The 11,826-nt window shown below is 56.6% G+C and carries 12 protein-coding genes, 4 tRNA genes and 1 rRNA gene; 3 read left to right on the top strand and 14 right to left on the bottom strand.

Features of this window, described 5'->3' with window-relative positions; translation table 11 throughout:
• Window positions 1–50: 50 nt before the first annotated feature.
• The 5 genes from EV586_RS11630 to EV586_RS11650 all read right to left on the bottom strand — a co-directional run bounded on the left by EV586_RS11630 (window position 51) and on the right by EV586_RS11650 (window position 3,217).
• A complete protein-coding gene (locus EV586_RS11630; protein ID WP_132945253.1) occupies window positions 51–914 on the bottom strand; it encodes a 3-hydroxyacyl-CoA dehydrogenase NAD-binding domain-containing protein in 864 nt (287 codons plus the stop codon).
• Between the two features lie 15 nt (window positions 915–929).
• On the bottom strand, window positions 930–1,148 hold the full coding sequence (locus EV586_RS11635; RefSeq protein WP_132945254.1) for a hypothetical protein: 219 nt from the start codon (window positions 1,146–1,148) through the stop codon (window positions 930–932).
• A 76-nt stretch (window positions 1,149–1,224) separates the two neighbouring features.
• On the bottom strand, window positions 1,225–2,052 hold the full coding sequence (locus EV586_RS11640; RefSeq protein WP_132945255.1) for a 1,2-phenylacetyl-CoA epoxidase subunit PaaC: 828 nt from the start codon (window positions 2,050–2,052) through the stop codon (window positions 1,225–1,227).
• Window positions 2,053–2,107: 55 nt separating this feature from the next.
• The gene (locus EV586_RS11645; RefSeq protein WP_132945256.1) at window positions 2,108–2,887 is read right to left on the bottom strand and encodes an enoyl-CoA hydratase-related protein; all 780 of its coding nucleotides are present in this window, start codon (window positions 2,885–2,887) and stop codon (window positions 2,108–2,110) included.
• Between the two features lie 24 nt (window positions 2,888–2,911).
• Window positions 2,912–3,217 carry an EthD family reductase gene (locus tag EV586_RS11650; protein ID WP_132945257.1) on the bottom strand — a complete coding sequence of 102 codons (306 nt, stop codon included), beginning with the start codon at window positions 3,215–3,217 and terminating at the stop codon, window positions 2,912–2,914.
• A 201-nt stretch (window positions 3,218–3,418) separates the two neighbouring features.
• Between EV586_RS11650 and EV586_RS11655 the strand changes: the two genes are divergently transcribed.
• Entirely contained in the window at window positions 3,419–3,895 is a 477-nt protein-coding gene (locus tag EV586_RS11655; RefSeq protein WP_132945258.1) for a hypothetical protein, read from the top strand.
• Between the two features lie 26 nt (window positions 3,896–3,921).
• On the opposite strand, the gene EV586_RS11660 is transcribed toward EV586_RS11655, so the two are convergent.
• Window positions 3,922–5,214, bottom strand: a complete 1,293-nt coding sequence (locus tag EV586_RS11660) for a helix-turn-helix domain-containing protein (protein WP_132945259.1) — start codon at window positions 5,212–5,214, stop codon at window positions 3,922–3,924.
• Window positions 5,215–5,480: 266 nt separating this feature from the next.
• Between EV586_RS11660 and EV586_RS11665 the strand changes: the two genes are divergently transcribed.
• Together EV586_RS11665 and EV586_RS11670 are read left to right on the top strand one after the other, a co-directional pair.
• On the top strand, window positions 5,481–6,767 hold the full coding sequence (locus EV586_RS11665) for a helix-turn-helix domain-containing protein (protein ID WP_132945260.1): 1,287 nt from the start codon (window positions 5,481–5,483) through the stop codon (window positions 6,765–6,767).
• A 423-nt stretch (window positions 6,768–7,190) separates the two neighbouring features.
• Window positions 7,191–7,595: a helix-turn-helix domain-containing protein gene (locus tag EV586_RS11670; RefSeq protein ID WP_132945261.1), complete on the top strand. Its 405-nt coding sequence runs from the start codon at window positions 7,191–7,193 to the stop codon at window positions 7,593–7,595.
• 19 nt (window positions 7,596–7,614) lie between these two features.
• On the opposite strand, the gene EV586_RS11675 is transcribed toward EV586_RS11670, so the two are convergent.
• The 8 genes from EV586_RS11675 to rrf form a co-directional block, all read right to left on the bottom strand.
• Window positions 7,615–8,622: a metal-dependent hydrolase gene (locus tag EV586_RS11675; RefSeq protein WP_132945262.1), complete on the bottom strand. Its 1,008-nt coding sequence runs from the start codon at window positions 8,620–8,622 to the stop codon at window positions 7,615–7,617.
• Between the two features lie 117 nt (window positions 8,623–8,739).
• A complete protein-coding gene (locus tag EV586_RS21125; RefSeq protein WP_165898550.1) occupies window positions 8,740–9,693 on the bottom strand; it encodes a peptidylprolyl isomerase in 954 nt (317 codons plus the stop codon).
• 145 nt (window positions 9,694–9,838) lie between these two features.
• A complete protein-coding gene (locus tag EV586_RS11685; RefSeq protein ID WP_132945263.1) occupies window positions 9,839–11,014 on the bottom strand; it encodes an MFS transporter in 1,176 nt (391 codons plus the stop codon).
• Between the two features lie 76 nt (window positions 11,015–11,090).
• A tRNA-Pro gene (locus EV586_RS11690) sits at window positions 11,091–11,167 on the bottom strand.
• Window positions 11,168–11,185: 18 nt separating this feature from the next.
• Window positions 11,186–11,262, bottom strand: a tRNA-Arg gene (locus EV586_RS11695).
• A 34-nt stretch (window positions 11,263–11,296) separates the two neighbouring features.
• A tRNA-Ile gene (locus tag EV586_RS11700) sits at window positions 11,297–11,373 on the bottom strand.
• 17 nt (window positions 11,374–11,390) lie between these two features.
• Window positions 11,391–11,465: transfer RNA gene (locus EV586_RS11705), tRNA-Gly, on the bottom strand.
• Window positions 11,466–11,737: 272 nt separating this feature from the next.
• Window positions 11,738–11,826: ribosomal RNA gene (gene rrf / locus EV586_RS11710) — 5S ribosomal RNA — on the bottom strand; the annotation flags it as partial.

The raw sequence follows: 11,826 nt of genomic DNA on the forward strand, positions 1-11,826 counted from the left end.
CTCCTTCCCCGTCCTGAGCGACAATCCCATCCCCCAGCACCGGCACGCGGCTAGTCGTCATAGCGGTAGAACCCCCTTCCCGTCTTCCGCCCGAGCGTCCCGGCCTGCACCAGCCGCGCCTGCAGCGGATGCGGACGGTAGCGCGGCTCCTCATACATCGCCCGGTACACGCTTTCGCTCACCGCCAAGTTGACGTCGATCCCGATCAGATCCATCAGCTGAAACGGCCCCATCCGAAATCTCCCCCCGTCGCGGGCCAGCCGGTCGATCGTTCCCACATCGGCCACGCCTTCCTGCAGCAAACGCAGCGCCTCGCCGTAATACGGCCGCGCCACCCGGTTGACCAGAAAACCCGGTGTGTCCTGGCACAGCACCGTCGTCTTGCCCAGCGACTCGGCAAAGCTGCGCGCCAGATACACGGTGCGCGGCTCCGTGCGCAGCCCCTGAATCACTTCCACCAGCTGCATCAAGGGCACCGGATTGAAAAAATGCAGCCCGACCACCCGCTCCGGGTGCTGCAATCCGCCGGCCAGCGCCGTGATCGGCAGCGACGACGTATTGGATGCCAACAGGCACAGCGGGGACACCACCGCTTCCAGCTTGGCGAACAGCTCCTGTTTTAACGTCAACTGCTCCGGTGCCGCTTCGATCACCAGCGCCGTTTCGGCGAGCAGTTCCAATCTGGTCACCGGCGTGATCCTACTGACCACGGCGGCAGCGGTGCCGGTTGCCAGTTTGCCGATCGCTTCCCGCTTCTCCAGACGGCCGCGCAAGCTGCCGAGGGCAGCCAGCAGCGCCGCTTCGCTCAGATCGTACAACAACACCTCATACCCGGCCTGCGCCGCCGCCTGGGCGATGCCGATGCCCATCGTGCCCGCGCCGATGACGCCGACCGGCTGCTCCCACACTTTCATCCTGCAGCCAGCCTCCTAGCCCCGCACCCGTTCCAGCCGCTCGACGAGCGCTTTCAGGTCGCAGATCATCTCCTCCAGATCTTGTACCGCCGCATACCCGGCCGCTTTTTCCAGCTCGGAGAACAACGTGACATAGCACCCTGCGCAAAAGGTCAGCTCGTGCTTGTCGAACACCTCGACCGCCTCCGGGTATCTGTGCACCACTTCGCCTACAGTCAGCCCTTTATGAATCACAAAAGACACCTCCGGTTCAGTAAGAAGGAGATACCATCGCCTTGGTATCTCCCCTTGCTACTCATGCGTTTCGGCTTCATCCGGTGATCGTCGCATCCTCCTGCAGCTTATCCCAGTCCGGCGCCCAGACCGGCATGCGCAGGCCCGCGCGCTCGACCACTTTGCGCACGTCCGCCTCGAAGGCGAGGCGCACTTCGTGGTTGTCGCGCTTTTTCAGGCCCAGTTTGCGGTAGATCTGGTTGCGTCTTGAATTTGGTTTGCCAAAAATGTTCATCACCCGCGGGAACCAGCGGTCGAGCGCTTCCTGCGTCGCGTCGCGGTGCTCCGGGTCTTTGCCGAGCCGGACCAGCCACGAATCGCCGTGCGCCACGTGCATCAGCTCTTCCTTCATGATCCCTTCCATCACCCGGCGCCACGGGCCGTAGGACGACTGCTCCGAGTCTTCCAACTGGTGCCCGGCGCCACGGTCCATCAATACGTTGAACATGATGAAGTCATACCACGTATTGATCGGATAGTAGAAAATGTTCACCCGGTCATCGTGCGCCGCCCGGGTCGCGCCGAGCTCCACCTCGTCGCCGACGCGCAAAGTGAAATCGAACTCCTTCAGCCGGGCATCGACGTCGACGCCGAGCTCTTGGAGGAGCTTATACATCACGCGCCCGTGGCGCACTTCGTCTTTGGTGATCGTCGCCACCGACAGCATCTCCGCCGTCGTCGGCGCTTTCATGATCCACGGGACATAGCCAAACGCGCCGGCCACTTCCGAGTCGGCCTGCATCAGCATCAGGTGGATCAGGTTCTCCCGATACTCCTCCGTCATCTCCTCCGGCGACTCGATCGTCTCCCCGCTGGCGATCTTCTCCAGCAACTGCTGCTCTTTTTCCAGTTCGGACAAAGCCATTCGTCAGCAACCTCCCTGTCAGCGTGGACCGGGCTGGCGGGTGCAGGCGCGAGGATTAGCGCCCGGTAAACTCCGGTGCGCGCTTCTCCAAAAACGCCTGCACCCCTTCGCGGAAATCTTCGCTCCGCCCGGCCATTCCTTGATACTGCGCTTCCGTTTCCAGCGCGGTGAACAGATCGCTTTCCGAGCCTTGGTAGATCGAGCGCTTGGTCAAGCCCAGCGCATAGGTCGGCCCTGCTGCGATCTTCTGCGCGAATTCGCGCACGACGGTGTCCAGCTCTTCGGCCGGCACCACTTTGTTGACCATGCCGAGGCGCTCCGCCTCTGCTGCCGTGACCACCTCGCCGGTCAACGCCAGCTCCATCGCTTTGCCGACGCCGATCAGGCGCGGCAGGAAATAGCTCGCGCCCGAATCGGGCACGAGGCCGATCTTGCAGAACGCGATGGTGAATTTTGCTTTGTCGGAGGCGATGCGCAGGTCGGCCGCCAGAGCGAATGCTGCGCCAGCCCCGGCTGCTGCGCCGTTGACCGCCGCGATGATCGGCTTGCGCATCGTCTGCATGCGCACGATCAGCGGGTTGTAGCGCTCGCGCACCGCATTGGACAGGTCGGCGTGATTGAATTCGGCTCCGTCGTTGAGATCCTGTCCCGAGCAGAACGCCCGCCCGGTCCCGGTCAGCACGATCGCGCGCACGTTGTCATCCTGCTCCGCTTTTTTCAGCGCATCATACAGTTCATCGCCCATCTGCTGGTTGTAGGCGTTCATCACCTGCGGGCGGTTCAGCGTCAAAGTCAAAACTCCGTTTTCCAAAGCATACAAAATCGTTTCGTACATGTGAGAGACTCCCTTTCAAATAAGTTAGCCCGCCACCACTTCCGCAAACGAGAACGACACGAGTCCGCCGGCAAACGATTGCAGGTCGGCGCCTGCCGCTTGGCTCTCCGGCGTTTTAAACGAAGCTTTCAGCGTGTCGAGATTCTCAAAATACATCTCGCACATCAGATAGTGTTCCGGCGTGCCGCCGCGCAGGTCGAAAAACTTCGACACCTCCGTGCGGATCAGCCCCGGCGTCTTCCCGTTCAGTTCCAAATGCCTGCCGAAATAATGTTGGGTAAAGGCATCCAAATCTTCAGGATGTTTGTACAATGCTATCATTTTGACCATCCAGTCTAAACCTCCTCTATTTTCAGAAACGAATCTCTCACAGCCTCTCGTTTTAGATATATAGATTGCGGCGAAAAACATTCCGAAATTTTCATTTCGTATCATGTTTCGCGATTTTTCGAGTAGTTCTAAAGAGTGCAGTATAAAACGGCCGTCCTTCGTCCAGACTTGATGACAACTACTCTTGAGGAGAACCAAATCATGAACGTGTACAAACCGCCATTACAAAAAAACCTGGGCGCGCCCAGCCCGCACCGCTCGTCCGGCGGACCTTGGCGCCGCTTCCTGAGCCATCCGGTCTGGCGGCAAAGCTTGATGTCCGGGCTCTTGTGCACCGTCGTGGTGATGACGTATGCACTGCTCGGCATGATCGCCTTTCAACTCTATTATCACTTTTGGTTTCAGGTGTTTCTGATTCTCTTCACGCCGGTCTGGCTGGTCTGCTACGGCCTGCTGTTCGCCTCGCGCTGGAAGTGGCACGAACTGGTCCTCGGCGTTTTTCTCGCCTTGTTTCCGATCGCCTATTTCTATTTGAGCGGCGTGGAAGACACCGGCTATCGTCTGTCTTCTGCCCTGTCCCTGTCCGGCGGTGGCGTGCTCGCCGTGTCGCTGGGCTATTGGCTGGCCAGAATCGGCCGCTCGCTGTTTCGCACGCCAACGCAAAAAAGACCGGGCTAGCGGGCCCGGTCTTTTTTGCGTTGGGATTAAATTACGATCTTGCGCTCGCGAAGGTTTTCTTCCATCGCTTCGTTCATTTTTTCGAGGCACTCCATCGCTTCTTTGAAGTCGCCTTTCGCTTTGTAGATGTCGCCGAGGATCGAGTACGCCTTGACCAGTTCGCCAAACGCCTGCACGTCCTGATAGATCGTGACCGCCTTGCGCAGGAACTCGGCAGCGTCTTCCGCCTGGTTGCCTGCCGAGGCGATCTGACCGCTCATACGGTAGACGTGCGCGCGGTCGAGGTTCTCTTCCGGGAAGTACTTCAGTGCGGATGCACAGTGCTCCGCCGCCTGCTCGACGCGGTTGTCTTGGATCAGGATGCGGGCGAGGTCGCTGTGCAGTTGGCCCACTTCCGTCTCGCACCCGATGTCCGCGTAGTCGCGCATACATTGCGTGAGGATGGAGATCGCTTCGTCGATGTTGCCGGTCTCGCCTTTGACGATGCCGTATTTCGCCTTCACGTCGATCGTCATTTTCATGTTGTTCAAGGACTGGAAGATCGACAAGGCCGACTGCGAGTACTCGGCCGCTTTTTCAAACTCGCCCATCTCGCGGTAGGTGAAGGACAGTTCGAGGTAGATGTCGCCGATCTGCTTAAAGTGGTTGCTGCCGGTCAGCAGGGAGTTGGACTCCTGGTAGAACGTCAGCGCCTCGTTGTACTCGCCCAGCTTGTAGTAGACGGTGCCGAGGTTCTTGATGATGTTCGCCTGCAGGTACAGCTCGGCGAGCTGGCCCTTTTTGATCATCTCGTACGCCTTTTTCCAGTAGTGGATGGCGATCGGGTAGTTCTTCTCCATATAGGAGAGTTCGCCCAGCTTGTTCAGCACGAGCAGTTGAATGCCATTGTCGTTGCGCGCTACTGCAGAATCCAAAACGCTTTCGAAACGGTCGGTGGCATCGTTCAGCTTGCCCGTGTTCAGATAGCAGACCGCCAGATCGTACGCGACGTCGATCGAAGACACGTGCGGGGACGGGTTCTCTTCCAGATCGATCAGCATTTCGATCGCTTTCTCATACTCGCGGGTCGCCATCAACGCCTTGGCGATCTTGTACACGCTGACCTTCTCCATCTGCGTTTCGGTGTCGGTCAGGAAGTACTCGATCGGCGTGTCCAGCTTCTCCGCGATCGCTGCGAGCAGGTTGTGCGACGGGTTGGCTTTGTCCGATTCGATCTGGGAGATCATGCTCGGCGTGACCAGCCCTGCGCTCAGGTCGCTTTGCGTCAATCCTTTTCGAATTCTCAGTTCACGAATTTTCTGTCCCAAAGTGGCTTTCATAGCTGTCTCCTCCGTTATTATCGCCTGACTTACTTTTAGAAACTTTGATTATATATGTGATGAGTGATCATTTATCGTTACTTCAACTTAGTTTCATTATAAGAAATATATAAAATCTGTCAACTAAACAGCGGCAAATCTTTTCGAAATTTAGCGTGTATTTTCAAACTTTTTAAGAAGTTTACGCAAATGCGGTTTACAGTTGTACCTGCAAGACCTCCTTGATATACTAGAAAAAAGTTACAATTAGTTGAGGGGGCCCTCAGATGATGGACATGTATCGCGCTGTCACTCTCGGGGATCTGCTCCGCGAACGCCGGACCACACTGGGCCTGACGATGCGCGAAGTAGCAGGTTCCACACTTTCCCCCACCGCTGTCAACAACATTGAAAAAGGCAAGATCAACCCGACGATCGACACGGTGCTCTATCTGTGCCAAGTTCTGCAACTGCAGCCTGAGAAAGTGCTGCTCTTTTATCCCGACTTTGCCAAAACGGCCGGTGTTCTGTTCACCCGCATCGACGAGATGGTCGCAAGCGGCGAGACAGACGATGCCTTGACTTTGCTTTATGACATGTACTGGGTGGCCGCCGAGCTGCCCGACCATGAACAGCACACCGCCGAGATTCAGTTTAAGATCTCCCAAGTGTTCGCCGACAATGGACGTTTTGACAGTGCGACAACGGCGATGACAGACGCCTACAAGCTGTTCATCCTGACCAAAAACTACCCGCGCCAAGTCGACGCCGTCTGCGCCCTCGCCGTTTTTTCCAAAACGGAAGGGCAGTTGCAACGTGCGCTCGGCGTATACACGACCGCGTTGGAGCTCGCCTACCGCCATCAGCTGTTCACCCGCGTGACCAGCATCTTGATGGAGATGGCGCAGATCCACATGGAGTGCGTCGAGCAGCAGGAGGCGATCGTGCTCTGCAACCAAGCGGAGCTGGTCTATGACAACCTCCGCGACGCCGAGGGCAAAGCCCGGGCGAAGTTCCTGCGCGCGCAGGCATTAGCCGAGATCGGCAAGCTGCAGCAGGCGCTGGAGGCTGCCGACGCTGCCCGCAGTCATTTTCAAGCGACCGGCGACCAGCAGCGGCTGACGGAAGCGTCGCGGCTGCTCGGCGAGATCTACAGCGGTCTGCACGACTATGCGCAGGCCCGCGAGCACTACCTGCAGGCGCTGGCGTTGGCTGAGAGCGCCGCTCCGGACGAGCTGCACCGCGCCAAAGGCGGGCTGGCCAGCCTGTCTCTGCAGCAGCAGGAGCCTGAACGCGCCCGCGAGCACGCGTTGGAAGCGCTATCCGGCCTGCAACAGCCGCGCGACCGCTCCAAGCTGTACTGCATCCTCGCCGGCTGCGACCTGCAGGACGGCAATACCGACGGGTACAAAACTTACATGCACCAGGCGGTGACCACCTTGCAGGAAGCGGGGGATACCTGTTCCGCCGCCTTGATCCAATGCGAGTTGGCCGACCAGACGGACGACTTGGAACTGCTCCGCGACGGAGTGCGCAAACTGCGCCAGGTGATCGTTGCGCGCAAACGAATATAACGAGAAGGATCACCCAGGCGTCCCGGGTGGTCCTTTTCTTTTTTCGAGCCGCAGCTGGAAGTTGTAAACCAACTTCCGCGTGACGACTAGAATTAGTTGATATAATGATATTTACACTTTACTACAAGATTCTATACCTCCACAACCGTTACAATTGATAATTAGTGAATTTGACCTAAAAAAATTTTGAGTTATACTCCTTTCGTCCTACGTTAGTAGCCGGTTATTCGCGTATAAATTTAGCGAATGGTGTCGATTGATCACCAAGTTACAATTTATGGCTCGTCTTTAGTATATATGTGAACATATAGTAGCGAGTCTTACTTCAAACACAATCCTGTTTTAAATATTGTTCACAAATATCTTGCATGTGTGTTATACTTACTACTAAAATCGCTCGGCAATTCTGAGGAGGAATCGACTGTGGAACAATCCTCGAACTATACGCTGGGAGCCAAACTGCGCGAGATGCGCCTGAGCAAAAAGTGGACGCTGAATGAACTGTCCCAACGCTCCGGCCTCTCGATCAGCCACATCTCCTCATTGGAACGGGGCACTCGCACCAAGCCCTCGATGGAAGTGGTGCGCAAACTGGCCAACGCTTTGCAAATACCGGTGCACTACCTGCACGATGACGACACGATCGACAAGGACATGTACTCCGAAGCGGACCGTATCCTGTCGCGATTCTCACCGGATACCCAAGCGTTCCTGCTGCAAGAGGACTCGGTGCCGTATATCATGTTCGCGAAACGCCTGTATGAACTGCGCGGCGAAGAGCGCGGCATCATCAAGGCGCTGCATGAGTTTTTGGAGAGCACGAAATAGCACAAAACCACGACACCTGTCATTTGGCGTCGTGGTTTTTGTTTTGCTGCGTTTTTTTGTCGGTTTTGCGGAATTTGTCAGGCTTGCGGATCAGCTTTTCCTCGAGCACCTTGCCTTCCGCATCGAGCGTCACCTGCGCCATCAGCGGCAGCCGGTCGCTGAAGCCAAACGTCAGATCGGCCATCTCCGCCCGCATCTGGCCCTGCTCATCCGTTTTCACTTCCAGAAACAGATGGCGCGCAAACCAGCGGAACACTTGATACACCTGCGAGTGTTCCAGTTCGGCCATCACCTGCTCCGCTCCTTGGCGCGCGTAGGAATCCTTGATCGAGATCCCCTTGCGCAGATGCGCGGTGCCGAGCTGATAGCCTTGTGGGCTCTCCACGACGAGATTCCAGCGGAACATGCCGAGGAACGGGATCACCGAGATGCGCCCGATGTCCACACCCGTTTTTTCATAGTAGCGCCGCACGCGGCTGCGCAGATAATACTGCACGGCAACACGCAGCAACAGATAGACTATCGAGGGCAAAATTGTATACCAGAGTACGCGCTCAGGAGACACTCCCGTCCACCACAAGTAGATCCCCAAGGCGCCGAACGCCCAGAGCACGAGATCAACGATCATTAACACGTCCCATCCGTAGCGGCGTTTGGAAAGCGGCCAAAACGCTGCCGTCCCGTACGTCGTGAGCAGATCCATCCCCACATGCACGATCACCCCGAGGAAACTCCACCACCAGAGCAAGCCGAAATGGCCCGGAAAAAAGAACCACAGCACAAGCGCCAGCACGGTCGGCCAGATCAGCCAGGCCGGGATCGAATGGGAGATCCCGCGGTGATGTTTCAAATAGGCAATGTCCCCGCCGAACAGCCGGACGACAAAATCAAAATCGGGCGCCTGCGAACCGAGCGACACCGCCCACAGCACAGCGCTCATCGCCGTCGGGTCCTGTGCCAAGGCCGGATCGGTCGCAGCTGCTGCATACAACGCGAGACCGTGAAGAGCATGCGTGACATTATCCATGCGAGCGCACCCCTCTCTCTAGTAGTAGTGTAGCACGCAACCCTCGTTTGAATGCACAAAAAAAGACCCGGGCAACGAGTGCCCAAGCCTTTTTGTGGAAACGATAGTGAGGACATCTTAGTGGTTGTGACCGTCACCCTCGGTGTGGGTATCGGTGCTGCCGTCACCTGCCGGAGCCGGGTCCATGATGTCTTTGTATTCTTGTTTGCTGATCTTGATCTTTTCTTTTGCAGTCAGTTCGGTGATCAGATCGGTAAACGGCTTCGCTTTTTGCTCTTTCAAGGTGTCAGCGATCTTACCTTTGACATCTTCGAGCTTCGGAACGACAGCGTCGGTGCGGGATTCGACTTTGATGATGTGGTAGCCGAATTCCGATTTGACCGGTTTTTGCACTTCGTTCAGCTTGACGTCTTTGTTGAAGACAACCGCTTCGAACTCTGAGACCATGGTGCCTTTCGGGAACTCGCCGAGGTCGCCGCCAAGATCCTTGGAGGAGTCTTCGGAGTGCTCTTTCGCCAGCTTTTCAAAATCGGCCGGGTTCGCTTGCAGCTGCTTGTAGATCTCGTTTGCTTTGCCTTCATCCTTGATCAGGATGTGTTTCGCTTTGGCCTTAGCCGGAGTGCCGAGGGTGCTCGCTTTGTTTTGCTCGTAGTATTCCTTGATCTCGTCATCAGAAACGGTGATGTCCTTGGTCGCGATCTTCTTCGCGGTGACAGAAATCTTCATCTCACGCTTGAGGTCATCAAGGGTCATGTTGCTTTGTTTCAGCGCCGCTTCCAGCTTCGCCTTGTCTTTTTCAAAGCGCTCGTCGATGATCGTCTGGATCTCTTTGTCGATCTCCGCGTCGGTCGCCAGCAGGCCGAGCGACTTGCCCTGGTTAAGCACGACCTGCTCTTCGATCATGCGCTTCAAGGTGTCTTTGCCGCCTGCCTGCTCCAGCTTGGAGTAGAACTGCTCCTCGGAGATGTTCGTGTTGCCTACCGTTGCGACGTTGCCTTCTGCGTTCGAAAAGAACCAGATACCGCCTACAACCGCTGCACCGATCACTGCGCCTGCAATTGCTTTTTTCATTTGTTGCCTAGCCCCTTCCGCTTCTAAGTTCCCTAGTATTTTTTGTAAATCGCATTAAGTCTCTGCGATTTCTAATTACCGAATCCACACAAGTATCTTACCATAAATGATGCGCTTTGTCCTATTTTTGAACAAAAATTCAGATTCAATTGCCACTTGTTGTGAACGCCGAACCTTTGTTTTTAATCGTTTGTGAGTGAAGTAAACCGTAGGCCGCGTAGATCAGCAGCATCGCGGCGATCGACCAGGCAAACCATTCCTTGCCGAAGTACTGAATGGCCGCTCCGGTAAAGGACGGGCCCATGATCGAGCCGACGCCGTACAGCATCGTGTACAGGACATTGCCGGTCGGAAGATCGCTCCCGTACAAGAGGTCCCCGAGGTAAGCGAGGCCCAGCGAGTAAAACGAGCCTAACGCACCGCCGACGAGGAAAAACATCGTCATCAGCATCCAGGTGTTGGTCTGTGCCAAGGGGAGCAGTAGAAAACCGGCCAACCCGATGCAGCTTGCCAGCAGCAGCGTCTGACGGCGGCCCCAGATGTCGGAGAGCCAGCCGAGCGGGAACTGAAAGACGATCGATCCAAAGACGAAGACCGAGAGCGTCAGCGAGATCGTCGCCGGCGCCATTTCCAGACGGGAGCCGTAGATCGGAAACTGGCCGATCAGCGCGCCGTCCATGTAGCCGTAGACGAGAGAAGCCAGCATCGCAAACGGGGCGAGCCAAAAGATGCGCCACCAGCGTTTGATGCCATTGCCGTCTTCCGTCTCCGCCTCTCCGAGCCGCGAGTCGTCATCCGGAATGCGAATGGTGATCAGCATCGGAATGATGTAGCAGAGCGCGCTGACGAGGAACGGGGCCCACAGCGAGATGCTGAGCAGGTTGATGCCCAGCGGTCCGATCATCAGCCCGATCGCGATGGCCAGACCATAAAACGCGAACATGCGTCCGCGGTTGTTGGCTGTCAATATCGTGTTCAGCCAGATCTCCGTCGAGACGAAGATGCCGGAGAGGGCGATCCCGAGGATGACGCGGAAGGCGATCCAGGCGTAGAGATTGTCCCAGATCGGAAAGGCCAGCGTCATGATGAAAGCCAGTCCGGTGCTGTATAAGATCGTGCGCTTCGCCCCGTACTTGCGAACGACCAGTTCGATAAACGGCGAGGCGACGATGACTCCTAAAAACAGCGCGGTGGTGGAGATGCCGTTGAAGACAGCAGAGACTTCGCGCTGTTCCAGAATGAACGAGAGCAGCGGCACGATGAGACCTTGCGTCATCCCGACCAGACCGATGCTCACTAATATTGCAACAAGTCGCAGCATGTTCCCCCAGAGTGCCCCCTTATACGCAAAAACGCAGCCGGGTCCCGATAAGACCTCAACCGCGTCCGCTAAGATATGGTCGGAATGCAGAGATTCGAACTCTGGACCTCTCGCTCCCAAGGCGAGCGCGCTACCAAGCTGCGCTACATTCCGTTACCTTCTAAGGTAAGATGGCGTGCCCAGAGAGATTCGAACTCCCGGCCTTTTGATTCGTAGTCAAACGCTCTATCCGGCTGAGCTATGGGCACATGTCATATGAAGTTAGGAAGGCAAGGCATGGTATGGTGGGCCCACCAGGACTCGAACCTGGGACCAGCCGGTTATGAGCCGGCCGCTCTAACCAACTGAGCTATAGGCCCGAAGCAAAAATGATAGATGGAGCGGAAGACGGGATTCGAACCCGCGACCCTCGCCTTGGCAAGGCGATGCTCTACCCCTGAGCCACTTCCGCAGAAGACAAAACATATGATAACACTTTCTATGCCGACAAGCAAGGTCAAAATCATGGATGTTTGCAAGCAAAAGGCCCAGTCTGTCTTGCAAAACTGGGCCTTAGCGTTTGCCTAGCGACGTCCTACTCTCCCAGGACCCTGCGGTCCAAGTACCAGACCTCCACTATCGCTTCGGTGGTTCTCCGCTCCGCTGCGAACGCGGCACCGTTTCTATGTGCTTGCCATGTATGAAAAAAGACCCGATCTGCGTAAGATCGGGTCTTTCTCTTTTGCCTAGCGACGTCCTACTCTCCCAGGACCCTGCGGTCCAAGTACCATCGGCTCTGCAGAGCTTAACTTCTGTGTTCGGGATGGGAACAG

It is taken from the genome of Tumebacillus sp. BK434 (genome assembly GCF_004340785.1).
Lineage (GTDB): Bacteria > Bacillota > Bacilli > Tumebacillales > Tumebacillaceae > Tumebacillus_A.